The organism is Leptospira kanakyensis (genome assembly GCF_004769235.1).
GTDB lineage: Bacteria > Spirochaetota > Leptospiria > Leptospirales > Leptospiraceae > Leptospira_A > Leptospira_A kanakyensis.
This window is the reverse complement of sequence record NZ_RQFG01000019.1, coordinates 53,116-78,710: the sequence shown is the minus strand read 5'-3', so window position 1 is coordinate 78,710 and position 25,595 is coordinate 53,116. Positions and strand designations below refer to the sequence as shown.

The window sequence follows — 25,595 nt, the reverse complement described above, 5'->3', positions numbered from 1 at the left end:
CTAGATAGGTAGAAGAAAAAAATTATGGTTCTATTTTTCTTAAATTTTGGATTCCGTTGAAGATTTTTTCTGCAAGGACTGGCCCGATACCCGGGACCTCTTTTAATTCACCGATTGTAGCATCTGTGACTTTCTTTTTGGATTGGAAATAGGATAAGATACTTTTTCTTCGGCTAGCACCAATGTCTTCAATATCATCTAAAATGGTTTTGAGAGCTTTTTTCTTTCTTTGGACTCTTTGGAAAGTGACTCCAAATCTATGAGCCTCATCTCGCAAATTCCTGAGGAGACGCATCATAGGAGAATGCATATCAAAACTATAAGGATGTTTTTCACCGGGGAAATAGATTTCTTCTCTTTTTTTTGCAAGGCCTACCATTGGAATGTGGCCAAGCTCAAGTGCATTGGCAGCTTCTGCGGCACGAGAAAGTTGCGTAAGACCCCCATCGATCACAATGAGATCAGGAAGTGGTTCTTCTTCATTGACCAAATGACTGAGACGTCTGGCGATTACTTCGTGGATCATTCCCGGATCATTGATCCCTTCATACCCACGCATTTTATAATGCCTATAACCAGCCTTATACGGTTTGCCATCAACAAACATCACACCACTTGCCACAGGAGAAGATCCTTGGAAATGAGAAATATCATAACATTCGATGGTTCTTGGCAACACAGGTAAATTCAATTTTTCTTGCAGTTCTTTCATTGCAACCGATTGGTCTCTGAGTTTGGTGGCAAGGATACGTTCTGTCAAACTGAGATCAGCATTTTTTTCTGCCAAACGAAGGAGTGATTTTTTAGGACCCATCTCTGGAAATTTTAGTTTGATTGAGGTTCCGAATTTTTCTGTAATAGCTTCGACAAACACATCATAGTTCCCTTTCGCCGATGGAGGTAAAAATACAATACTTGGTAGAAGGGTGACATTTAGATAATAATCACGAAGAAAAGAAGTAAAAACTTCTTCATCATCGGAAAAAGAAAGTCCAGTGAGAGGAAAAGATTTTTTCCCTTCGAGCCTCCCACCTCGCACTTCTAAAATCACTACCTGACCTTCATCCTCCCGTTTGCTAATCCCAAGGATGTCTTCATCTCCTCCATCCATACTAACAACAGTTTGTTTCTCTCGAACTTGGTTGATTTTTTCAATCCGTGCTTTTAAGTAACCTGCCCTTTCATACTCCATCTTTTCGGAGGCTTTTACCATGGCAGATTTTAATCCAGAAACCAGTCGTTCTTTTTTTCCTTCTAAAAAACTTAGAATCTCATCAACTAACTCAGCATAGGTTTCCTTAGAGATATTTCCTTGGCAAGGACCAAGACAACGCCCCATATGAAAGTTGAGACAAGGCCTTTGTGGTTTTGCGAGAGGGAGTTTGAGTTTGGTTTTACGAATTGGAAAGATTCTATGTATCAATTCCAGTGTATCACGGGCCGCTTTGACATCAGTAAAGGGTCCAAAATAACGATCTCCATTGTCCTTGATTTTCCTTGTTAAAAAAACCATGGGATAAGCTTCACTTGTGGAAACACAGAGGAAGGGATATCTTTTATCATCCTTCAGCCTTACATTGAACTTGGGATTGTATTTTTTAATTAAAGTGGCTTCTAGAAGCAAAGCTTCTTTTTCTGTACTTGTTGCAATCCAATCCAGATCAAATAATTCAACAAAGAGAGCTCTTGTTTTACGATCTTTTTGGTTCGGATTTAAATAAGACCGAACTCTTGACTGAAGTTTTAGGGCCTTACCAACATAAATCACTTCTCCGATTTCATTTTTCCAAAGATAACATCCAGGTGAACTTCCTAAATTTTTAATCTTTTCTTGGATGGTTTTTAGAACGAGTGAGTCTTTCATTATGAGTGATTATAGGAATTTTACGTTTACAATTCTTAGACAGTCTGTATCCCTAGGGTATGGATATGCGTAAAATGATCAAATTTATAATTTTTGGTCTAGAAGGTTTTAATTACGGAATCGGTGTCCCCACTCTCCTCGGTTATATTTACTTTTTTACAGAATGGTCTGGAGAAGAATTTCAAATCATTCTAATTTCTACTTCCATCGCAGTTTTTTTCATCCTTGGATTTTGTATTAGTTTTTATTGGATACGGTTTGCTCCAGTCTCTCGGATTGGAACACCACAAGTCACAAAAAAAGACCACAAATTAGCTTACTTCTGGTTGGATCATCTCGGAAAAGTTGCCATATTTGACATGGTCATCCGTTACGCCATCGGATTTTTGTTTGTGATCGGAGCCCTTTTATTTTATCTAAAATCCAAAAACTTTATTTTAATGAGTGAGATGGCCATTGGACTTTTCCTCACTCTTGCGGTTACCGTCATTTTCCAATCCATATTCATTGATTATGTAGAAAACAAATTCAATATCAAAGGAATTTTACTCGCAATACGAAATGACCACACCAAACGAATCAACACAAGAAAACTCTCTCGAGATTTAGGGTTTCAAACCGTTCTTTCCTTTTTTGCGGCGATCCTCATTTTGTTTATCATCAATTACCGCATGAATTTCCGCCAAGAGTTGAATTTGGTCAACACAAGTATGGAACAATCGGTAATGGACTCAGAAACACTGATGCGAGTCACGTTAGTTGATTTTCGAGACCGGCTCACTTTATCCATTTTTGCAGAAAACAAACTAAAAGACCAAATTGTTAAAAAAGACATCCAAGGGATTCGAAACGTTCTAAACGAAATCCAGTTAAAAAGTACAAACCATGCAGTAGAGGCTTTATTCTATTACAAACCAGAAGATGGAATTTTTGTTTCTACAAATGAATATGACCGAACTAAATCAGGATCCGTATTTTTTATTGAAGATGAAAAATTAGCAAAACAAGGCCCACTTCGTCATACAAGCATTCGTTCAAATATTTCCGGAGATACCATCTCTCCTTACACTCTCCCCGTTTACCAAAACGATCGGTTTTTGGGTTATGTAGGTGGATTTTTAAACATCGGAAAACTTTCTAGTTTTATCTTGGGAAATATCAAAATTGGAGTGTCTGGCAAGGTAGGATTCTTTGATGGAGATGGTGCTGTTATTTATTACACCAACAAAAAAGAAATTGGTACAAACGCCAAAACAAAGTTAGTTTTTGATATTCCATTCCAAAGAGAAGATGCACTTGGTTTTGCCGATTCTACAGAAGATGGAACCTTCAAAAGAATATTTTTTGTCAAAAACCCAGAATTCAATTATGTGATTTTTTGTATTTTTGAGAATGCAGAGTTATATGAAAAAACATTGGTTAGTCTTTTTACCACACTAGGAATTTCAATTTTTGTGGTTTTACTCATTGGAATCATCACAGTACTTGTCATCGAATCCAAACTAAAACCATTAGAAAGAATCAAAGTGAGAATTGCGGATATGGTAAAAGGAAATTTACAATCTGATTTTTATGATTCGAGTCGTGATGAAATTGGAAGTATGGCCAACGCCATGTTTGATTTCCAAACAAAACTACGCCAAATTGTAAATAAAACGCAAACCGTATCCAATGAACTCACAAACACAAGTTCCGATATTTATGAGTCCATGTTATCACTTTCCGACGCAGCCCAAAACCAAGCAGCCAGTAGCGAAGAAATTTCTGCCTCTGTAGAAGAAATCACAGCAGGGATTGAAAGCGTAGCCCAAAGAACGGAAACCCAATCGTTTACCTTAGTTTCACTGATGAAAAAAATGACAGAGCTGAACCAGGCTGTATCAGAAATAGATAAAAAATTTCAAATTGCTGACACAAGGGTAGAAGAAATCACAAATGATGCCAAGTTAGGCGAAAAGTCTCTCAGTGAAATGAAACTGTCTATGGACAAAATTTACGAATCTTCCTCAGAGATGACAAATGTTGTGGAGATCATCCACAATATCTCGGAACAAATCAATTTACTCGCCCTGAATGCTGCCATTGAAGCCGCAAGAGCCGGTGCCAGTGGACGAGGATTTGCCGTTGTCGCCGATGAAATTTCCAAACTCGCTGACAAAACTGCCAAATCCATCGAAGACATCGAAGAACTGATCAAACAAAACGAAGGTGAGATCAGACAGGGTCAGGAAAAAATTGACCAGTCCATCGTGATTTTAAGTGAAACCATTTCCGGAGTGAATTCCATCAACCAGATGACAAAAGAAATTCGTTCCGTGGTTCAAAAACAAATTGAAACCAACGAAGAAGTCAACGAAGGTGTGACTCAAATCCGAGAACTTTCGGAAATGATAAAAGAAGCCACCGACGAACAAAAAATGGCGATGCTCGAAATTTCTAGATCCATGGCAGAAATTAACACCCATGCGCAGACCACGGCAATGTCTAGTGAAGGAACCAAATCCAGTTCACAAAACATGAATCAACTTTCAGAAAGTTTACGAAGAGAGATCAATTATTTCCATGTCTAAATCTAAAAACAAAGTTCCCTTCAAAACAAGGTTGTATGCATTTTTAATTCCACTTTGCCTTGGGCTATTTTTGGCAATTGTTGTGAAATATTATATCATCACGCCAGTCCACATTCCCAATCAGTTTATGGAACCCACTTTAAAAAATGGATCCACTGCCTATTTTAACAAATGGTTCAGAGCAAAACAATTAGGGATTGGAGATGTGGTTCTCGTCCGTTCCCCACTTGATCCTGAATCGGTTTTCATTGCTCGGATTGTTGGCAAACCGGGAGATACAATTTATGTACAAAAACGAATGGTCTTTCGTAACGGGGCCGTCCTTGATCCTACAAGTTTTCCTGAATCATCGGCAAACGATATCCCACTCATCCCACAGGGAAAAACAGAATCCGATGATATGGCAAAACTGACTGTTCCCGATAAATCCTTTTTCTTACTTGCTGACAATAGGGAAATGGGTGTGGACTCAAGGACTTTAGGTGTGGTTCAGGAAAGTCAGGTCATTGCTACCTTATGGTAAAAACAAACAAAGGTTAGGTCACAAGTAACAGAGGCAAATCCACAAAAAATTTTGTTTTCCCCGGTTTTGATTCAAAATGGATTTTTCCCTGGTGCCTTTCAACAATCTTCCGACAAATATCGAGCCCAAGCCCACTCCCTTCTCCCGAAGGTTTGGTGGTAAAAAAGGGCTCGAAAATTCGGTTTTGAACGTCCATAGGAATTCCGCATCCAGTATCTTCCACAGTCACTCTCACTTTTTCTTCCAAAACTTCAGTTCGAATTTTCATCTCCCCTGAGAAAGTCATGGCTTGTAATCCGTTATAAATCAAATTTGTCCAGAGGTGTAATAACTCTTCCGGATAACCTTCGATATACGGAACCGGCTCAAATTCTTTGATGAGAGTGACCTTTTTTTTAAACTGGTTCTGATAAAGAGTGATTACCGTTTCAATATTTTCATGGAGATTGGTTTTGATGGGATCAGTTGATACCTCAAACCTTGCAAAATTTTTTAAGGCAAAAGTCATTTTACTCGCACGTTCGACAGCCAGTTGCATGATACTCAATGATTGAAAAACAGTGATCTCTTCCGCTAACAAAGAGACGATGGCAAATACATCCGAGTCTTGAAACAAAATTTCAAACTCTTCCAGAATGGGCAGTTCAAAACCTGAATCGATTAATTGATAAGAAAAGGATTCAGGGATACTTTTGGAATTCAGCCAAGACTCAATTTCTTTTCTCCGCCTCATCCTTTCCTTTCCAGAAACCATCTCCACACGAGATTTTAATACATCCAAACAATTCAAAAACAACTTCTGTTTGTCTATAGAAGGTAGAAGGTCTTTCAGTTCTTTTTGGAATAATGATAACTCGGAATCAAATAATGATTCTTTTAAATTTTGTGCCGAAGCATGGATTGCGGCAATGGGGTTATTAATTTCATGAGCAATCCCGGCGACTAGTTGGCCAAGACTTGCCATTTTTTCTGATAAAATGAGCTGGGCTTGTGTTTTTTGTAAACTGGAGATTGTAACTTCCAATTCTGCATTTGTTTTTTTTAGGTTCTTTGTCCTTTCTTCCACTAACCTTTCTAAACTTTCATTGAGTTCACGAAGTTCCTTTTCCCGGGCATGAAGTTCCTTATTGATTTCATTTTTTCTTAAATTACTAATAGTGAGTGCAATTTGGTCTCCCAGTTGGCTACAGAATATAATTTCATCTTCTTCCCAAGTATGAGGTTTCCCCACATGTTCAAAACAGATTGTTCCAATGAGTTCCTCTCCCATACGAATGACACCGTCTAACATCGCTGTGATCCCGTTTGGTTTTAAATAGGATTCAATAAACCCCTTGGTTCTTGGATCTGTATAAGGATCATTGGCATCCACATACTTTTCTCTCACGAGGTATTGGAACTCCTCACGAAATTCCACTTCTTTTAAAACGGCTCCAGATTGATGTTCTGCAATGCTTGATCGGTAAGTGTCTACATTATGAAGTTCGTCTTTGGTTTCATTAAAGAGCCATACTCCCACCCTTTCGATTCCGAGAGCCTTGGACACAGACTCTGTGATAAAAGAAGCAAACGTAAAGATCTCTCCAGAACGTACTGCTGGATGGGAGGACACCTCGGCCAAAATTTTTTGTTCGGCCCTAGCCCGGTTTAGCTCTTTTTCTAAGCCTTTCATGGGTAATTTAGATTCCTATTGGACGGATACAGTCGGCAAATATTGGCAGGTCAGGTCGGAATTTCTCAATTTCTTAAGGGTTCTTTGCGTACTTAGCTCTTAAAATGAGTGACAGAGACCCCGAATCCGAAATTCTGTAATTAAAAAATCGTTTCATCTCTCGATACGAACCTTTTAGGAGAAACTCATGGTAAAAATCGCAATCAATGGTTTTGGTCGCATTGGACGTCTAGTACTTCGATCCGGAATCAAAGATCCCAATTTAGAATTTGTCGCAATCAACGACCTTGTTACACCGGACAACCTTTCTTATCTTTTCAAATATGACTCCACTCACGGTCGTTTTGACGGTGAAGTTTCTCACACAGACAACGAAATCATTATCGATGGCAAAAAAGTAAAAACCTTCTCTGAAAGAGATCCAGAAAAACTCCCGTGGAAAGAACTTGGAGTGGACTTCGTCATTGAATCTACAGGTCTTTTTACTGACCGAGTGGGTGCAGAAAAACACATCAAAGCCGGCGCGAAAAAAGTCGTGATCTCTGCTCCCGCAAAAGACAAAGACATCCCTACTTTTGTAATGGGTGTAAACCATGAAAAATACGATTCGGCAAAGGACAATGTTGTCTCTAACGCATCTTGTACAACAAACTGCCTTGCTCCGATCACAAAAGTGGTTCTTGACAACTTTGGAATCGTAGAAGGACTCATGACTACCATCCACGCGATGACAGCAACCCAACCGACTGTTGACGGACCTTCTAAAAAAGACTTCCGTGGTGGACGCGGTGCCGCTCAAAACATCATCCCTGCTTCGACTGGGGCTGCCAAAGCAGTAGGACTTTGTATCCCAGAAGTAAACGGAAAACTCACTGGTATGAGTTTCCGAGTTCCGACTCCAGACGTGTCTGTTGTGGACTTAACGGTTCGCACAGAAAAGCCAACTAGCTTAGCAGAAATCAAAAAGAAAATGAAAGAAGCAAGTGAAGGTTCCATGAAAGGAATCCTTGGTTACACAGAAGATATGGTAGTTTCTAACGACTTCCTCGGAGACATTCGTTCTTCTATCTTTGATGCCGATGCTTGTATTGAACTTAGCTCTACTTTTTTCAAACTTGTATCTTGGTATGACAATGAAATGGGATACTCTAACCGAGTGTTAGATCTCGTACGTTACATGGCAAAAAAAGGCTAAGATGAAATTACCTCTTCTAGAAGAACAAAATCTAAAAGGAAAACGAGTTTTTATCCGCGTGGACTTCAATGTCCCTGTAGAAAACGGAAAAGCAACAGACAAAACTCGGATCGAAAAAACCCTTCCCACTTTGGAGTTACTCATTTCCAAAGGGGCAAAGATCATTCTTGGAAGTCACTTAGGTCGCCCGAAAGGCGGCCCTGAGGCAAAATATTCCATGAAACCAGTGTTTGATGTTCTCTCCACACTCGTTAAAACCAAAGTCAGTTTTTCTGATTCTGTCGTTGGTGCCCCTGTTGTGAAGTTATCAAATGAACTGGGGGAAGGTGAAATCCTCCTTTTAGAAAACCTTCGTTTCCATAAGGAAGAAGAGGAAAATGAGGCCGGTTTCTGTAAGGAACTGGCCAAGTTAGCTGACGTCTATGTCAACGATGCTTTTGGAACTGCACACCGTGCCCACGCTTCTACGGAAGGTGTGGCTCACCTACTCCCTGCCTTTGCAGGACTTCTCATGAGAAAGGAAATTGAAGTACTCAGTGGACTTCTCGCAAGACCGGAACGTCCTTTTGTGGCGATTGTCGGTGGTTCCAAAGTCAGTTCTAAATTTGCAATTTTAAAGAACCTTCTCGAGAAGGTAGACCACCTACTCATCGGTGGAGGGATGGCTTATACCTTCCTCAAATCCAGAGCGGTTCCCGTAGGTAAGTCCCTTGTGGAACCAGACTTTGAATCCCAAGCCTTCCAACTGATTGACAGAGCCGGAATCCAAGGGGTAGACCTGCAAATTCCGGTAGACCATATCATTGCCGATAATTTTGATCCCAATGCCAAAACCAAGTCTGTTGATAAAATGGGAATCTTGGATGGTTGGATGGGAATGGACATTGGCCCAAAAACCGTAGATAATTACATCAAAGCCATCAAAGAAGCCAAAACCATCCTTTGGAATGGGCCGATGGGTGTGTTTGAGATGGACAAGTTCTCGAAAGGAACCATTGAGATCGCCAAAGCCATCAGTAAATCCAAGGCCAAAACCGTTGTGGGTGGTGGCGATTCCATTGCTGCCGTGAACAAAGCGGGTGTGGCAGACAAAATCACTCATATTTCCACAGGTGGTGGTGCTTCCTTAGAATTTTTAGAAGGACGCACTCTTCCTGGTGTACAATGTTTACTCCCTAAGGAAGAAAAATAAGATGAGAAAGAAAATCATTGCTGGAAACTGGAAAATGAATCTGACATTGGCGGAAGCTGTGACCATCACCAAAGGTTTGGTTTCTGCGAGTGACTCGTCTGCTCATGAGGTAATGATTTTCCCAAGTGCTTTGCATTTGGAATCTGTTGCGAATCTTGCCAAAGGATCAAAACTCATCGTCGGAGCACAAAATGCTTATCAATCTGGGCTCACAGCAATGACGGGAGAAATCTCTCCGGTGCAACTAGCAGAGCTTGGAATCACAACTGTTCTCGTGGGTCACTCAGAAAGACGTCAATTCCTAGGGGAAACTTCCGAGTTTGACAACCAGAAGATATTATACTTTTTGAAAGCAGGTCTTCGCGTTGTGTACTGCGTGGGTGAGACCTGGGCAGAAAGAGAAAAAGGAAACACCTTCTCTGTGTTAGAAGATCAAATCAAAAAAGGACTCAAAGACATTACAAGCGACCTATTCTCAAAACTTGTGATTGCTTACGAACCTGTTTGGGCCATTGGAACTGGAAAGGTAGCAACGCCTGTAGAAGCAGAAGAAGCTCATGCCTTTATCCGCAAAGAGATTGGTAACTTATTTGTGGGTGCTTCTACAATCGCCGAGAAAATTCAAATTCTTTATGGTGGTTCTGTAAAACCAGACAATATCAAAGAATTACTCGCCAAACCAAATATAGACGGTGGCCTCGTTGGAGGAGCTAGTCAAAAATTAGATTCATTTTTAGGACTTTTAAAATAAGGAAACAATATGGGATTTTTTGCAGGAACCATCCTCACACTTTTTATTCTACTCTCACTCTTTCTCATCCTTCTTGTCATGATCCAAACTGGAAAAGGCGGAAGTGCAGGAATGTTAGGTGGATCCACCGCGAGCCAATCGGTTTTTGGTGCATCTACAGCTGACGTAATGACCAAAACTACGAGAGTTGCGGCGATTCTTTTTATCGTTCTATCACTGGCTCTTTCCTTTGTTTTTGCGAAAAAAGACGAAGTTTTGGTTCCTGATGTGGAACCAAGTTTGGAAGCTCCGGTAGAAACTGATGGAACACCTTCCGAAGTACCGGCTCCTACTACTCCTTAATTTATTCTTTTGGGCTGTTGGTCTCTCTGCTGAGACTAACATCTCCGAAAAAGAAAATAGATTAGATAAGGAAATCCTTAGCCTTTACCGAGATATCGCTAAAGCTAGGGAACTTTTGTCTTACGAAAATCTAACTTCCCTTCCAGCAAATACAACCATCAGTTTTATTGGAACCTATCCCAATAGAACGGGGATCCGGATTCGAAAATATAAAGTAGATCCAGACCCTCAGAACAAAAACAGAATCAAACATTCTGAGGAAAAGTCAATCCTTCTCGAATTTAACGGATCGGTCCTCTCGAAAGTGGAAGTATCGGTGGTCACAGAAGATACGGAAATCGAACAAAAAACAAAAACCAAAATCTCTGATACCTCTCCTTTAGATGAATCACTCAATGATATGGTGATTAGTTTTTCCGGAATCGATGGAAGTGATAGTTTTCCGCTTTCTTCCTTACGTAATGATGATATAAAACAGGAACGTAACGATTTTAAAAAAGATTTTTATATCAAATTTCTTTTAGACTTTCATAGCCAACTTGCGGCCATCACCGCCTTACAAAAAACTGGTGGTAACAAAAATCAAAAGTCTATGTTCAAACAATTGAACCAGTCTTTGGGATACTAGCTTAACTCATGAACTCTCAAAGTGGTGACAGTGGAAACAGTATAAACGAGGGTAATGATTTTGCATCCGTAGAAAAGGTTGCAGAAAAAGCTCGCGAACTCGAAGCCATTTATGATGTGGTGCAAGACCCACTTGTCCTCATTGATTCCGATTTTAATATCCAAAGAGCCAATCTCGCTACCATTCTATTTGCCAAAAACAATAAATATGATGAACTCCTTGATCGTAAATGTTACGAAGTTTTATACCAAAGAACAGACATTTGTCCCTACTGCCCTAAAATCAATGTAAAGTCTAAAGAAAAAAATCAAACCTATTCCACTCCCATCACAAGAGAGATTTTTTTTCGTTCTGAAGATAAAAAACAAACCCTACTTTTGGAATTTTACCCTTATCCCAAACAGGAAGATCTGTTTTGGATGGTGGAAAAAATTTCAGATGTTACCAAACAAAGAGAAAAAGAAGAAGAATCCTTTCGGATGCGTAACCTCGCCTCTCTAGGAATTTTAATTTCAGGGATTGCCCATGAGTTAAATAACCCACTCACAGGGATTAGTCTTACACTCCAAAACTTAAAAGCAAATTGGCAAAACCAACCTCCTGAACAAATTGAAAAACGATTGGATATGATAAAAAACGATATTTCCCGTGCGGCCATTATTGTATCTGATATCATCTCGTTTGCCAAAACGGACAAAGTTAAAGTCACTCTGGGTGACATTGTCGAAACAATCAACCGTGCAAAAGATACGGTCATTCGACTCTATCCACATTTGAGTAAAAACATTGTTTGGCGCATTGCCTGTGACCATGATTACCAGTTTCCATTCCATCCAGGAAAGATGGAACGTTTGTTTATGAATCTATTTAGAAACTCACTCCAAGCCTTTGATTATAGACCTGGGGAGATTTCAATTGAACTTAGAAAAACAAAAAATTGGCTCCATATCATTGTCGAAGATAATGCCGGTGGAATCCCAGATGCCATCATTCAAAAAATTTTTGATCCATTTTTTACCAGCAATAAATCAGGGACAGGAACTGGACTTGGACTTTCTATCTGTCACTCCATTGTCAAAGAACATGATGGAAATATTTCAGTAAAATCCAGTGAACAGAAAACAAGGTTTACGATATCCTTCCCACTCACCAATGATATCACGGAGCAAAATCCATGAAGAAGTCGATTCTAATTGTTGAAGACATTCATTCCATTCGCGAAGCGATTATGGATTTACTCAGCACAAAGTTTAATGTTTTTGGAGCTGAACATTTTGAGGAAGCTGTTTGGTATTTAACAAATGAAAAAATCGACTTAACCATCACAGATATCCGACTCCCAGGAAAATCAGGAATTGATTTAGTCAAACTCATCCAAAAAGAATTCCCTCATATATTGTATGCGCTGATGACGGCATACAATATCAATGAATACATCAAATATGCAAAAGACCTACATATTTGGAACATCATCCCGAAATATAGTTTTTTAGACATCCACCTAATTGAAGTAATGGTAGAGAAATTACTTTCTAATGATATTTTTGGAATTGAAAAGTATTTCACTGGTGACTTCAAAGTTTATAACCAAAACATAGACAACGAATTTGAAGACGCACCTAGCAATGGAATCATTTACAAACAAATTAAGTCTGACCAAGACCGCTCCATACTTTGTGGAAAAATTTCTAAAAACCTAATCCAACTGGGTGCACCCAAGGCCATTCAACAAGTATTAGAAGAACTCACTTCCAATGCAATGATCCGAGCTCCCCGCACCCATGAGGGCGAATACAAATACCAATTTGAAATTCCAAGCCATGACATGGTAGTTCCACTCGATAATATCCAACTTATGCCCGATGATTATTTTTTGATTGGATATGGGGCCACAGAAAGTACCATCTTTATTGTGGTGCGTGACCAGTTTGGATCACTAAAGAAAGAAGAAATTTTACACAGGTTGGATCGTCATATCAGCATTGATGATTCCACTGGATTTCCAAAAGGTTTAGAGGATAGCCACGGACGTGGTCTTTATATTTGTCGAGAGATCTCAGACCAACTCATCTTTAACATTGAACCAGGAGTTTGTACAGAAACAATTGCCATGATCAATAGAGAAGGAAGAACTGGTTTCAAATCTCTTTCCATTTATGAAGTAGATCCAAAATCCAAATCAAATTCTTAAATCTAAAACACTATAGAATTACTATCTAGAGAACCAAACAGATCATAAGCCAAAATTGGCTAATGATCTATGGTCAAAAAAACGATGGTTCAAAAAATCTGGAACTGCATCAAATCAGATTTGGACTGCATATAAAAAACTGAACTTACTTTACCAGGGAAAAAGCGGATTGGTAACTCAGAAGGAGAAATTCGTTTGGTACGAATCAAATTTCCTTTGGTATTATAAAACTGGATTTCCGATTCAGACAAAACCACGTAAATCGAATCCGTAGCAAAAACAGATTGATATACACCACCTGATTTTTGTTTGGTTTTTTCCCAACTCAGTTTTCCATCCTGATAAAAAGTAATGGAATCTGGTAAATTAAAAATAATAGAACCATCATTTCCAGTCACAAAATAAAGTTTGTGTGGGTAAAATTTAGGAAGAGAAAACTCTTCAACGGTTTCTCCTTTTTCATCCAATACTAAAACAAAGTCTTTATCCAGTAATGAATAATGAACCGAAGAAAACTTTCCATCCGGAGAAAGAGAAACTGATTTAAAAAAGGAATCCTTTTTTTCTTTGGAAAGATCACTCTCAAAGAGGACATTTCCTTTTTCGTCTAATCGGTAGATCTCTCCTCCAGAAAAAAGGACAATCACACCTTTGTTTTTAGAATCAAATTGGTAATCAGTGAGGAACCTTCCATTTAATTCTGATTTGCCAACTCGGTTTCCACTCTCATCCATAAGAAAAACAGTATTATTATCACCGGCCAAATACAAAACCGGCGAAGCAAAATACCCACTCCTTGGATAAGAGTTGATTGGTTTTTTCCAAAAGAGTTCCGAAGCATCAGAGAAAAAATTCACTTCATCACCAATTTTTTCATACAATAAATACCCATTGGATAATAAAGGAAAGTCGACCAAATACTTTGGATCTGTTTCCAGAAACTTTCCTGTTCGGAAGGAATAATACTTTCCTCCGGTTTTGTATCCATTGATTGTCTTTAAAGGATCTTCACCTATCTTTGGTGAGGTGGTTCCGAACCTTCCCTCGCTGTTCCATACCCAAGTTTCCCGGATGTTTGGAAGTAAATTCAAATCAACATCCCAACTAAAAAAGAATAATAGAAAAAAACCAAGCGAATAAACAATCGTTTGTAACATCTTAAACCTTCCTTTGTTTTAAAGATTGGTATAATAAAAATAAAGCTGTATTACTTGCGTTTTCCCTGATACTTTCCCTGTTTCCCGGAAAAATATAGGAATGAGTTTCTATGGAACCATCTGGCGATTTGATTCCAATCCAAACAGTTCCCAAAGGTTTTGTATCCGTTCCCCCATCAGGCCCTGCAATCCCAGTAATGGAGATAGAGTAATCGGCTTTTGTTTTTTCTGAAATACCCCGCACCATGGCTTCCGCCGTTTCTCGACTCACAGCACCAAACTGGTTTAAGATATCACTTGGAACACCGAGTAGAGACTCTTTCATCTCATTCGAATAAGTTAAAAATCCGCCAATAAAATAAGAACTAGATCCCGGAGAGTCCGTTAGTTTCTTTCCGAGAAGCCCTCCCGTGCAACTTTCCCCCACAGCGATGGTAAGTTTTTTTGCGACCAATTCTTCATGAACAAAAGTAAACACATCATCCGAAATGATCTTTGGGTATTGTGATTCTAACTCAGAGATTATTTTTTCGAGTTTTGCCAAATCCGTCGATTGAAAAATACACTTAATATAACCTCTGTTTGCAGTCACACCCCACTCTACACCCGAAAAAAGTTCATCTCTATGGGCTTCGACAAAGTCTTTTTGGTAAAGAGATTCACCAATATTCCACAACCATTTTGTTTTTTGGACTAAGTTTTCTCTGGGGTAAATTCGTTTGAGTTCGGGAGTGAGTCTTCTTGTGAACATTTCCTTCATCTCAGAAGGAACACCTGGCATACAAACCAAATAAGAATCCACTCCAATGGGCTCCACAAATCCAACTGCAATCCCAACGTTATTGTCCAAAATTTTACAATCTTCCGGAACATGTGTTTGGCGCATTACTGTAGGAAGTATATCGCTATATTGTTTTCCACGAGATTCATAGATTCTTTGCAAACGGATCTTTGCTTTTTCAACGGAATAAGATTTTTTTCCGCTAAGTTTTAAAACTGTTTCGAGTGTATAATCATCTTCTGTGGGACCAAGGCCACCAGTCATCAGCGCAAGAACTGGTTTTGATTTTGTAAGCTCCTTTAGAGTCTGGAGTTCTGATAAAATAAGATCTGGATCATCTGGTAAAGTGATAAACTTTTTTACCTTCCAACCCAACTCAAACAATTGATTCGCCATCCAACCGGAATTTGTATCCAAACTCCTTCCGGCCGTAATTTCAGAACCCGAAGCAATGATAACTATATAAGGTGGTTCCACTTTTTTTTACGTCTCTTCTTTTGACATCTTTTCTGGTGCGGAGATTCCTAAAAGTTTCAATCCACTTTCTAAAGCAAACTTAGTGTAAAGCACGAGTGCAAGAAGGGTATCTCTTTCGTTTCCAGTTTTGTCTTTGATCCTATTGTCTTTTTGCGAATAAAACTTTGTGAATGATTTACTCAAAGATTGGAGATAATTCGTAAGCCTATGTGGTTCAAAGTTTGTTGCCGTATCATAAACTTCTTCTTGGAGTCTTGCCACCCAAAACAACAATCTAGACCTTTCTTCTTGTTTTAAAAAATCTACAGAAATTTTGGCCTCTAGAGGTTTAATATCCATAGGAACTTGTAATTCACGGAAGATGGAACAAATTCTCGCATGAGCATATTGAATATAAAACACAGGATTTTTGTCAGATTCATCCTTCGCCAAATCCAAATCAAAATCAAGAGGGGCATCGGAACTTCTCATTAGGAAAAAATAACGTCCTACGTCCCGACCTTGTTTTCCCAAGTAGGAAAGAAGATCGCGCATCGTTTGGAAAATTCCCAAACGTTTACTCATTTTAACTTTCTCTTTATTTTCAATTAGATTTACTTGTTGGGCAATGAGGATTCGAAAACTTTCATCTGATTTTCCAAACGATTTCACAGCACCTTTCAGACGAGCGATGTATCCGTAATGGTCAGGCCCCCAAATATCAATCAGTGTATCAAACCCTCGTGTGAATTTATTATAATGATAAGCTATATCTGCCATCAAATATGTTGGCCTTCCATCTTCTCTTCGGATCACACGATCTTTATCATCCCCGTAAAGAGTCGAAAGGAAGTGGAGTTTTCCATCGATTGTGGTTACGTCTTCTTTTTTTAAGATAGTAGGAACCTTTTCCACATCCCCCGCTTCATGTAAACTACGTTCGCTAAAAAACAAATCAAAGTTCACTCCAAAAAGAGCTAAGTCTTCTTTTTGTCGGCTTAGATTATATTCTACTGCATACTTGGAAAGGAAATCAATTACCTCATCCCATTTTTCAGAAGATACAGAATCAAAAATAAATTTTGTCCTCGATGTATCTTCCAAACATTGAAGAGCAATGTCTTTTATGTATTCGCCACGGTAACTTTCTTTCGGTAATATTCTTTTTTTGATTAAATCAATGACTGGTTCATCGGATTCTTTTTCTTGGAATTGAATGGTTTCTCCCTTCGATTCAAAAATTCGAAGTAAAACAGCAACCCCAAGTAAATAAACCTGATTACCATAATCATTCACATAGAACTCTCGTTTAACGGTATGTCCGAGACTAGTCAGTAAATTTGCCAATGCATCACCGTAAGCTGCTGACCTGGCCGAAACAATATTCATGGGACCCGTCGGGTTCGCAGAGACAAATTCAAGTAGTATATTTTCTTTTTTTGGTGTTTGGGCAAATGACACATCTGGTGTCATTACCGAAGTTACATACTTGTTTAAAAACTCTGTTTGGATTCGAAAATTGATAAAACCTGGTGGTGAAAAACTAACAAACTCAAAGAAAGAAACATTTTGAATTTCTGCAAGTACTGCCTCCGCAATTTCTTTTGGATTTTTGTTCAAAATGTTTTTGTTTTCTAAGGCAAAAGGTGAAGAATAATCTCCGAACTTTTCATCTCGTGAATATTCAATTCGAATTTTCAAATTATCTTTAACAGAGGTAAGATTATTTTTTTCTAAATAAACACTGACAGCCTTCTCTAATTCAGAAAGCACTAGTTGTTTTAATAATTGATTTGCATTCATTCTAATATTTAATTTCCATCTTTAATTTGTCTGAATTTTGCCAAAGTTCAAAACTTCTGGCTTTGAACCTAGATACAAAATGGGGAATACTTTCTTTTTCTTCCCGGAGGGTAATTTTGAAGGATTCAGACATTTCCTTTCCCGAAATCATTTTTTCCTTCTTTTGCCAATTCTCTCCCTTCAACAGGAGTTGGAATAAAGCAAAAAAAACAGAAAGAGTCATACAAAGTAAAATGGTCTTTGTAATAGAATTCATAAATACCCTATTGTTTTATAAAATTCGAAGTATGATTTTAACTCTTTTCCAAAAAGAGAACGTAAAAACTGATTTAAAATCAAATCACCATCTCTATATTCAGATTCCCCGAGAAAAATCCCGAGTACGTTCGAAAATTTCTTTGATAACATAGTATGAAACAGTTTCAAAACAGGCAAATGATCTTTAGGCAGAGGGTGGCAATCAGAACATAAAAATTCACGTTCGGCCACAGAAAAATAAGCTGCCGGTTTCAACAGAACCTCTTCCCCGCAAGTATGGCAGTAAAATTCTGTGGGAAAATGACCCATGTGGGCTAGAGCACGTAATTTAAAGAATGGCAGGATTTGTTTTTGGAAACCCTTTTCGTTGGATGTATTTAAACTACCTGATAAAAGTTGGAATAAAAACGGATGACTTTCCCCTTCTGGATAAAGAAAGGAAGTTAGTTCCGTAACATACAAAACAAACAAAGTTCCTAAATAGTCAGATTTTAATTCATCATACCGATTGACTAGATGGACTTCCTTAATGGACTTCCAATCTTTTTCAGCCTGATCATAATAATCCACTTCCACAAGTGATCCAATCTCTGTAGTAATGATGGCACGTCGTTTGGATTTACGAATTCCTTTGCTGAGAAAATTCATCCGCACCTGCGACTCACCAGCCAAACTAATCATTCGGTCACTATCACCAATATCGCGGCTCTGGATGACGATTCCCTTTTCTTTTCGGATGGCCATCTAACGTTCAAACACCAGTTCCAAACATTCATCTTCTTTTTTACGCATTTGGATGGCATCTTCTTCGTTTGTTTCATGATCATAACCAAACAAATGTAAGATTCCATGTACAAGAAGGCGGTAAAATTCATCGATGATCGAATGACCAATTTCTTTAGCCTGTCTGCGGCAAGTATCCATTGATATCACAACTTCACCTAAGATTTGGAATGGAATTGGAGGAGAATCTGAATAAAGTGGAAAGGATAATACATCTGTTGTTTTATCGTATCCCCTTCTTTCTAAATTGATTTCTTGCATCAGTTCATCATTAACAAGAAGAATCGAAAGTTCTAAGGATTGCAGAAAACTAGGACTTAAAAATTTAATAATCTGTTCGGAATTTTTTAAAACAAGTTCGGACTTAATTTCTGTGTCCCCACCCCACTGGTCATTCAGGTGGGATAACACAATTAACGAAGAGTTCATTTTTTATTTTTTTTAGAACCAGCAACTTCCAGTGCTTTGGTATCTTCTGGTTTAGGGTATTTAGGTCTTTGGTGCAAACTAGAGAGTAGTACTTCTTGAAAACTTGATTTGATAATTTCTAAATCTCCAATAGTAAGCCCACTTTCATCTAGTTGGTTCTCCGCTAGTTTGGAGTTCACAATTTTACGAATGAGTTCATCTAAACTTTCGGGAGATACTTCATCTAATGAACGAGATGCGGCTTCTAAAGAATCAGCAATCATCACAATTGCAGTTTCTTTACTTTGTGGTTTTGGACCAGGGTATTGAAAATCTTTTTTGTTTATATTCTTTCTAGCCGAGGGAGAAATTTCCTGTAAGGCTTTGTGGTAAAAAAAAGCCATTGTGGAGGTTCCATGATGTTCTGGGATAAAACTAATGATTTCTCTCGGGAGCCTTGCTTTTTTTGCCATCTCAATCCCATCTAACACGTGATCAATGACAGTTTTTGCAGCAAGGGCAGGATTGTTTTTATCAATATGTTCTGGTTTGGGGATCAGGTGTTGGTTTTCCACAAAAAAACCAGCATTGGGAATTTTTCCAATATCATGAAAGTACACACCTACACGAACAAGAAGTCGGTCCAAGTTCAAATTCTGGGCAGCTCGTTCTGATAAAGCTGCTACCATAAAGGTATGAGTATAGGTGGAAGGAGCTTTGGTTAACAATTGTTGTAACAATGGATGGCCAGTGTCCGCTAGTTCAATCAATTTGAAACGAGTAGGAATATTAAATACATATTCATACATTGGTAACAAAAATTGTACCGCGGTAGCACTCGCGAAACCATTCACAAAACACATCACAGTGATTCGGAATAAATTGGAATTGGTTAGGTCGCGAAAAAAACCAGACCCCGTGGATACATAAAACTCCCTTCCATCAAATAAATATCCGGCAGTTGTGATGAGAATCTGAACAAAGGTAAGAAGGAACCCAGCCTTCAAAAAATCGATTCGTTTGAGAAGCCGCCTTCCATAGATAGAACTCATGACGGCAACAGTAAAGGCCAACATAAATGATGTAGGATTGTATCTGGATGCAAAAAATACAGCAAAGGCTAAGAAAAACCCAATGGCAATAGAAAGTTGTTCGTCATAGACAAAACCAAGGAGTAAACAGAGCATCCCCACTGGAACAAACATACCAAAATAATAAACCCCCGACAAATCATTGTCAGTTGCATAGAAAATTTTAGATAGTAGATAGATCGACGCGATCACAATCCAAAGAGTAAAAAAGATAATTAGATTGCTAGAAAGATCGTTTAAGCGGTTTGGCCGGTAACGGATCAGATAAAATCCAACAATCACTATCAGAACACATTGAGTTAAGAATATTGAGATAATGGATGCCAAGTTTGCACGAGTGGCATACCGGTTCATCATATCCAGTTTTAGTTTTACTTCTGGAGTGATGACATCGCCCGAACGAACAATCACCTCATTGGCTTGGATCCGACTTTTTTGAATGGGAATGGAACTTGCCGCTCGCATCCGAGCGTTTTCCGTTTCTTCCGGGTTGTAATTACATGCCGGATAAGAATACACATAATAAAGTCCAATTCTTGAAACAGCTTTGAGTAGGGAATCGGAAACATTTGGCAACTTTTCAGAAGCTAACTTTGATAAAACGGAAGCAACAGGGCCTTCTTTATAAATCTGAGACCTAGGGATCACCAAATTTCCATCAATGATGGATGTTTGGTCTTGGGTTCCGATGTTTCGGATTTTGGCCCCAGCTTTGTCCAAATCTTTTGAAAAAGGAAGGTCTTCTTTGACAATACAATACTTAGAAAAAATCAAATTGGTGTATTGTTCGATAAAGTTCTTTAATTTATCTTTTCTTGGATAATCTAGGATGGCTTGGATTTCTTCATTGGTACGGTTACGCCATCTTGGAATTCGATCCTTAACAACCGCAGGTGTTCCCTTCCCTTCTGCTAGAATGGTGCGAAGGAGTTCTACATCTTCAGAGAGATTTGTATCAATGCCTGCGACTAAAATTCCAAAATCTTTATCAAAAGCAAAAGGAACATTGGCAACTGCCTTTTGTTTTTCCCCGTTTGTTTTTTCAGCATCTTCATAAGAAAATTCTTTTACCGATTGGATGGTCTCCGGCGCAATTTTACCTTCGGAGAATAAACCATCTGGATCTGTATCCACTTTTGTTTGCCCAAAAAATGGAATGGAAAGTACGTAGGTAACAAATAAAAGAGTTAAAAAAACCAAAACAATTTGGGTGTTACGAACCACAGATACGGGCCTAACCTTTGTTAGGAAGTCTGTAATTTGGGTCATTGGTGAATCTAATAAGGCTTTCATGGTTTTTTCGAAAATAGGCTTTCGTTTTCTTCAAAACGGCGTACGATAGATTCGACGATAGGGTGACGTGTAATATCCTCCCTTCCAAAGAAAATTGTTTCGATCCCATTTAGATTTCTTAATGTATACACCGTTTTTTCTAGTCCCGAACGACCATGAGCCAAATCAATTTGGGTGGCATCTCCAGAGATTGCCATTTTGGAATTTTTACCAAACCGAGTGAGAAACATTTTTAACTGTGGCAAAGTACAGTTTTGTGCTTCATCCAAGATAATAAAGGAATGAGAAAGTGTCCGACCTCTCATAAAGGCAATGGGTGCAATTTCAATTTTCCCCACTTGTAAGTATTCGCTTGTTTTTTCAAAACCAATACATTCGTGTAACGCATCATAGATGGGACGGAGGTATGGGTTTACTTTTTGTGTTAAGTCACCTGGTAAAAAACCTAAGTTTTCACCGGCTTCCACTGCGGGACGAGTGAGGATAAGCCGGTCCACTTCTCCCGTTTGCATCATTCGACAAGCTGATGCGATGGATAAAAAAGTTTTACCGGTTCCGGCTGGACCCATAGCAATGGTGATATAATTTTTATGAAGGCTATCGACAAAACTTTCCTGATTTTTTGTTCGAGGAAAGATGGGTTTTCCTTTGAAGGTGACAAAGATTTTGTCTCTCGGAGTCCAAGTTTCCCCTTCCTTTTGAAAGTCAGAGGAACCAGGAGTGGGCCATCCACCACTGGAATCTTTTACCTTACCCACCAAGTAATCAATATCAAAAAAAGAATAATCGGCTTTGTCTGGTCTACGTTTGAAGTTCTCTTCCACTTTATGGAAAGTATCCAAGGCCACTTGGACTTGGTCCTCGTTTCCTTGGATGATGAGAGATTTTCCTCTGGGGATGAGTTTTACATTGAGGCGACTTTCCCATAACGGGAGTTTGCTGTCTCCAATCCCACATACCGTTTGGTAGAGGGACTCTTCCTGAAATGTAAAACTTTCATCCATATTAGATAGTGACTACCCTGAGTTTTAATTCTTCTAGTTGTTTTGCCTCAACAGGACCTGGCGCTTCACTCATCATACAAGTTCCTTTCTGAGTTTTCGGGAAGGCAATGACATCACGAATGGAAGTTCCCCCAGTGAGTAACATCATAATCCGATCCACTCCAAAAGCAATTCCTCCATGCGGTGGTGCACCGAAAGAAAGAGCATCGAGTAAAAATCCAAATTTAGACTTAGCATCTTCTTCTCCAATTCCAATCGCTTCCAAAACAAGGCTTTGGATTTCAGGGTTATGGATCCGGATGGAACCACCACCAATTTCTGTGCCATTGAGAACTAGATCATAAGCTTTAGCACCTATCGAAGAAAGGTCAACCGATTTCCCAGCCTTCCAATCTCTTAGTTTATCAAAGTCTTCTTCTTTGGGAGAAGTGAAAGGATGGTGGAGGAAGGTCCAAGTTTTTGTGGTTTCATCCAGTTCAAACATAGGAAAATCCACGACCCAATGGAAACTATAGGGAACCTTAGGTGGATCATATTTTTCCGATAATTTCAAACGTAGGGCACCAAGTGAGGCATTCACAATTTTAGAGGAGTCGGCACCAAAAAATACCATATCCCCTTCTTTGGATCCAACCGCTTTGGCAATGGCAGCCAGTGCTTCTGGCGTGAATCGTTTGGTGATTGTGGACTCAAGTCCATTAGCACCATGTTTCATATACGCAAGGCCTTTCGCTCGGAAGTCGCGGGACAACCAAGAAGTTAAGTCTTCAATTTCTTTACGAGAAATCACAGACCCACCAGGAACACAAATCGCCTTCACTACCCCGCCACCAGAAACAGCAGCACTGAATACTTGGAAGTCTGCATCTTTGACAATCTCGGATACATTGACTAGTTTCATTCCAAACCGAATGTCTGGTTTGTCCGAACCATACTCTTCCATCGCCACATGATACGGCATAGTGGCAAAAGGGGCACTGACTTCTAAATTAAAAACTTTCTTTAAAGCAAAGGCCCACATAGCTTCAATTTCACGACGGATATCGTCTTCTGTTACAAAAGAAAATTCCATATCCAACTGAGTGAATTCCGGTTGTCTGTCCGCACGTAAGTCCTCATCTCGAAAACACTTTACGATTTGGAAGTACCGTTCCATTCCCCCAATCATTAGGATCTGTTTGAAAAGTTGTGGGGACTGAGGGAGAGCATAAAACTCACCGGCATTCAAACGAGAAGGAACGAGGAAATCACGTGCCCCTTCTGGTGTGGATTTATTTAAAATCGGAGTTTCAATTTCTAAAAAGGATTTACTATCCAAATACTCACGTAAAGCAAACGTTAGTTTGTGACGTAAAACCAAACGATCCCGAAGTTCTTCACGGCGCATATCGAGATAACGATACTTTAACCGAATCTCTTCTCCGGAGGGATCAAACTCATCTAATGTAAAGGGAGGTGTTTTAGAAGTATTTAAAATTTCCACTGATTCTGCGATCAGTTCGTATTTACCGGTCTCCATCTTTGGGTTTACCGATTCTGCATCGCGAAGGGAAAGTTTTCCTTTGACTGCAATCACAAACTCGGAACGAATTTTTTCTACTTTGGAGAAGTCATCACCCAAAATTTCTTTACGAGCAACAATTTGTAAAATTCCCGAACGATCACGAAGATCGATAAAGATCACTCCCCCTTGGTCGCGGTAACGAAACGCCCAACCGGAAAGGAATAAAGTTTTACCAACAGAGGCATCGGAGACACTTGTTGCGCTAATTCTATTTTTGTATTCGGAACTGACCCACTGATTCAATGGAAAACCTCTTTATAATGGAACGTTGTCGAAACGGCTGATCTTCGGATTGAACATCAATGGAAAATCGGCCGTAGCACCCGCTCTGTTTTTGGCGATGATGATTTCAGCCATTCCCCTTTTGTTTGGGTCAAGCTCTTCGGGAGGTTTCACCATTTCTTCCCGATATATAAAACATACAATGTCCGCATCCTGCTCAATGGCACCTGACTCCCGTAAGTCGGATAATTGTGGCCGTTGGTCTTTGGAGCGGTTTTCAATGGAACGGTTCATCTGCGACAATGCAATGATGGGACACCCTACTTCCCGGGCCATTTGTTTGAGACCCCTGGAAATATTGGCAACCTCTTGTTGCCTTCCACCCATGGCTGCTTTGGGATCACTCATTAGCTGCAAATAATCCACAATCACAAGACCCACTTCTTCTGTGGTACGAAGCTGGCGTAGTCTTGCTGAAAATTCTTGGATGGTCAAATATCCAGAATCATCAATGTACAAACTTGCAGATGTAATATTCCCAATACTGTCTTTCAGTTGGGTCATCTGTGCTGAAGTAAGAGTTCCTGCTTTTAAGGCATAGGAATCTATCCTTGCATCCGCACTGATAAGTTTGAGAAGTAGTTCGATCCGGCTCATCTCCAGAGAGAAAATAACAACTGTTTTACGCTCTTTCAAAGCCGCATTGGCTGCGATATTCAAAGCAAACGTAGTTTTTCCATTTCCAGGACGGGCGGCAAGGATCATAAGTTCGTGTGACTTAAGACCAGTGGTTGCCATATCAAGACCGGTAAAATGGGTTTTTAATCCATTGATTCCACCCGTTCCATTTTGGCTGGCTGCCACTACATTTTTGATATAATCGATGAGGGCATTGGCATCATCTTTTACTTTTCGTAAACCTTTGGATCTCTCTTGGCGAGAAATATCCATTAGCGACTGTTCTACGATACTGAATATAGAATCGTTTTCACCAGGTTCTACTTTGACTTTGTCAATGGCTTGGTTTAATGCTTCGACATACTTACGTCTGTCCGAAACACGTTTCACACGCCGCACATAGTATTCTAGTGGTTGGAAAGGAACAGTATCTTTGTAAAGAGAAGTGATGTATTCCAAGTCGCGAGATTCGTCTTTAAAAAGACGTTTTTCTCGCATTTGGTTTGTGACCGTAACTAGGTCGATATTGATTCCTTCATTGATAAGATCTGTGACGGCTTCAAAGACTCGCCTATGGCTGTCCATATAGAAGTCATCCGGGCTTAGACCTAAGTCTTCCTGCCCGGCTACCCCTCTCATGAGTAGGTAACCGATTAAGTTCTTCTCAGACTCTATCTCCTGAAGGGGGTTAGAATTCATCGAAAAAGCTTTAGTGTAAGACTATGCTTGGCCGACGACTTTAACTACGATTTGAGGAGCAACACCTTCAGCCAAACGAACTTTGATTTTGAATTCGCCTACTGATTTAATTGGCTCACCTAAATCTAACTTACGTTTGTCGAGCTCTACTCCAGTGTTTTTAATTGCTAGTGCAATATCATTCGCTGTTACAGAACCGAAAAGTTTGTCGTTCTCACCCACTTTCACTTTTACTTCGTAAGTTTTACCTTCGATAGAAGCAGAAAGTTCTTTCATCACTTTCACGCGTTTTTCGCGTTTCAGTTCAGCAAGTCTCTTTTGGTGGACTGCAGCTTTTGTGTTTCCATCATTTGCACGGACTGCAAATCTTCTAGGAATGAGGAAGTTACGTGCATAACCATCAGCAACTTCTTTCACATCACCAGCATCACCAAGATTCAATACATCTTTTTGCAATACAACTTTCATCC

Annotated in this window: 22 protein-coding genes; 9 read left to right on the top strand and 13 right to left on the bottom strand. The window is 39.3% G+C overall.

Features of this window, described 5'->3' with window-relative positions; all coding sequences use genetic code 11:
• Nucleotides 1–22 precede the first annotated feature (22 nt).
• The gene (gene uvrC, locus EHQ16_RS14655) at nucleotides 23–1,864 is read right to left on the bottom strand and encodes an excinuclease ABC subunit UvrC (protein WP_135633157.1); all 1,842 of its coding nucleotides are present in this window, start codon (nucleotides 1,862–1,864) and stop codon (nucleotides 23–25) included.
• Between the two features lie 74 nt (nucleotides 1,865–1,938).
• Here uvrC and EHQ16_RS14650 point away from each other — a divergent pair, with 74 nt between their 5' ends.
• A complete protein-coding gene (locus EHQ16_RS14650; RefSeq protein ID WP_135633159.1) occupies nucleotides 1,939–4,434 on the top strand; it encodes a methyl-accepting chemotaxis protein in 2,496 nt (831 codons plus the stop codon).
• A complete protein-coding gene (gene lepB, locus EHQ16_RS14645) occupies nucleotides 4,427–4,957 on the top strand; it encodes a signal peptidase I (protein ID WP_135633161.1) in 531 nt (176 codons plus the stop codon). Before EHQ16_RS14650 ends, lepB begins: the two co-directional genes overlap by 8 nt.
• Nucleotides 4,958–4,970: 13 nt before the next feature.
• On the opposite strand, the gene EHQ16_RS14640 is transcribed toward lepB, so the two are convergent.
• Nucleotides 4,971–6,629, bottom strand: a complete 1,659-nt coding sequence (locus tag EHQ16_RS14640) for a GAF domain-containing sensor histidine kinase (RefSeq protein ID WP_135633163.1) — start codon at nucleotides 6,627–6,629, stop codon at nucleotides 4,971–4,973.
• Nucleotides 6,630–6,816: 187 nt separating this feature from the next.
• On the opposite strand from EHQ16_RS14640, the gene gap reads away from it, so the two are divergent.
• From gap to EHQ16_RS14605, 7 genes are read left to right on the top strand one after another with little or no spacing between them, the layout of a single operon-like run.
• Nucleotides 6,817–7,824, top strand: a complete 1,008-nt coding sequence (gene gap, locus EHQ16_RS14635) for a type I glyceraldehyde-3-phosphate dehydrogenase (RefSeq protein WP_002973650.1) — start codon at nucleotides 6,817–6,819, stop codon at nucleotides 7,822–7,824.
• Between the two features lies 1 nt (nucleotide 7,825).
• Entirely contained in the window at nucleotides 7,826–9,016 is a 1,191-nt protein-coding gene (locus EHQ16_RS14630; protein ID WP_135633165.1) for a phosphoglycerate kinase, read from the top strand.
• A 1-nt stretch (nucleotide 9,017) separates the two neighbouring features.
• The gene (gene tpiA, locus EHQ16_RS14625; RefSeq protein ID WP_135633167.1) at nucleotides 9,018–9,767 is read left to right on the top strand and encodes a triose-phosphate isomerase; all 750 of its coding nucleotides are present in this window, start codon (nucleotides 9,018–9,020) and stop codon (nucleotides 9,765–9,767) included.
• 9 nt (nucleotides 9,768–9,776) lie between these two features.
• Complete coding sequence (gene secG, locus EHQ16_RS14620; protein WP_002974121.1) at nucleotides 9,777–10,109, top strand: preprotein translocase subunit SecG; 333 nt, start codon at nucleotides 9,777–9,779, stop codon at nucleotides 10,107–10,109.
• Nucleotides 10,069–10,737 carry an LIC_12096 family protein gene (locus tag EHQ16_RS14615; RefSeq protein WP_135633169.1) on the top strand — a complete coding sequence of 223 codons (669 nt, stop codon included), beginning with the start codon at nucleotides 10,069–10,071 and terminating at the stop codon, nucleotides 10,735–10,737. Before secG ends, EHQ16_RS14615 begins: the two co-directional genes overlap by 41 nt.
• A gap of 8 nt (nucleotides 10,738–10,745) precedes the next feature.
• Nucleotides 10,746–11,915, top strand: a complete 1,170-nt coding sequence (locus EHQ16_RS14610; RefSeq protein WP_135633171.1) for an LIC_12097 family sensor histidine kinase — start codon at nucleotides 10,746–10,748, stop codon at nucleotides 11,913–11,915.
• Nucleotides 11,912–12,928 carry a response regulator transcription factor gene (locus EHQ16_RS14605; protein WP_135633173.1) on the top strand — a complete coding sequence of 339 codons (1,017 nt, stop codon included), beginning with the start codon at nucleotides 11,912–11,914 and terminating at the stop codon, nucleotides 12,926–12,928. The genes EHQ16_RS14610 and EHQ16_RS14605 overlap by 4 nt, the downstream gene beginning before the upstream one ends.
• 89 nt (nucleotides 12,929–13,017) lie before the next feature.
• Here the strand turns inward: EHQ16_RS14605 and EHQ16_RS14600 are convergent, their stop codons facing one another.
• The 11 genes from EHQ16_RS14600 to rplI are packed head-to-tail and all read right to left on the bottom strand — an operon-like array spanning nucleotide 13,018 to nucleotide 25,593.
• Complete coding sequence (locus tag EHQ16_RS14600) at nucleotides 13,018–14,085, bottom strand: hypothetical protein (RefSeq protein ID WP_135633175.1); 1,068 nt, start codon at nucleotides 14,083–14,085, stop codon at nucleotides 13,018–13,020.
• A 1-nt stretch (nucleotide 14,086) separates the two neighbouring features.
• Nucleotides 14,087–15,343, bottom strand: coding sequence for a nicotinamide-nucleotide amidohydrolase family protein (locus EHQ16_RS14595; protein ID WP_135633177.1), 1,257 nt, complete (start codon nucleotides 15,341–15,343; stop codon nucleotides 14,087–14,089).
• Nucleotides 15,344–15,349: 6 nt separating this feature from the next.
• Nucleotides 15,350–17,125 carry an arginine--tRNA ligase gene (gene argS, locus EHQ16_RS14590; protein WP_135633179.1) on the bottom strand — a complete coding sequence of 592 codons (1,776 nt, stop codon included), beginning with the start codon at nucleotides 17,123–17,125 and terminating at the stop codon, nucleotides 15,350–15,352.
• Between the two features lies 1 nt (nucleotide 17,126).
• Nucleotides 17,127–17,381: a hypothetical protein gene (locus tag EHQ16_RS14585; RefSeq protein WP_167482666.1), complete on the bottom strand. Its 255-nt coding sequence runs from the start codon at nucleotides 17,379–17,381 to the stop codon at nucleotides 17,127–17,129.
• Entirely contained in the window at nucleotides 17,378–18,127 is a 750-nt protein-coding gene (gene recO, locus EHQ16_RS14580; protein ID WP_135633181.1) for a DNA repair protein RecO, read from the bottom strand. The genes EHQ16_RS14585 and recO overlap by 4 nt, the downstream gene beginning before the upstream one ends.
• Complete coding sequence (gene ybeY / locus EHQ16_RS14575) at nucleotides 18,128–18,595, bottom strand: rRNA maturation RNase YbeY (RefSeq protein WP_135633183.1); 468 nt, start codon at nucleotides 18,593–18,595, stop codon at nucleotides 18,128–18,130.
• Nucleotides 18,592–20,958, bottom strand: coding sequence for an HD family phosphohydrolase (locus tag EHQ16_RS14570; protein ID WP_135633185.1), 2,367 nt, complete (start codon nucleotides 20,956–20,958; stop codon nucleotides 18,592–18,594). Before EHQ16_RS14570 ends, ybeY begins: the two co-directional genes overlap by 4 nt.
• Nucleotides 20,955–21,962: a PhoH family protein gene (locus EHQ16_RS14565; protein ID WP_135633187.1), complete on the bottom strand. Its 1,008-nt coding sequence runs from the start codon at nucleotides 21,960–21,962 to the stop codon at nucleotides 20,955–20,957. The genes EHQ16_RS14570 and EHQ16_RS14565 overlap by 4 nt, the downstream gene beginning before the upstream one ends.
• A 1-nt stretch (nucleotide 21,963) precedes the next feature.
• A complete protein-coding gene (gene aspS / locus EHQ16_RS14560) occupies nucleotides 21,964–23,769 on the bottom strand; it encodes an aspartate--tRNA ligase (RefSeq protein ID WP_135633189.1) in 1,806 nt (601 codons plus the stop codon).
• Between the two features lie 12 nt (nucleotides 23,770–23,781).
• The gene (gene dnaB / locus EHQ16_RS14555; RefSeq protein ID WP_135633191.1) at nucleotides 23,782–25,125 is read right to left on the bottom strand and encodes a replicative DNA helicase; all 1,344 of its coding nucleotides are present in this window, start codon (nucleotides 25,123–25,125) and stop codon (nucleotides 23,782–23,784) included.
• A 21-nt stretch (nucleotides 25,126–25,146) separates the two neighbouring features.
• Nucleotides 25,147–25,593 (bottom strand): 50S ribosomal protein L9, encoded by a 447-nt coding sequence (gene rplI, locus EHQ16_RS14550; RefSeq protein ID WP_135633193.1) that lies wholly within the window; start codon nucleotides 25,591–25,593, stop codon nucleotides 25,147–25,149.
• Between the last annotated feature and the right edge of the window lie 2 nt (nucleotides 25,594–25,595).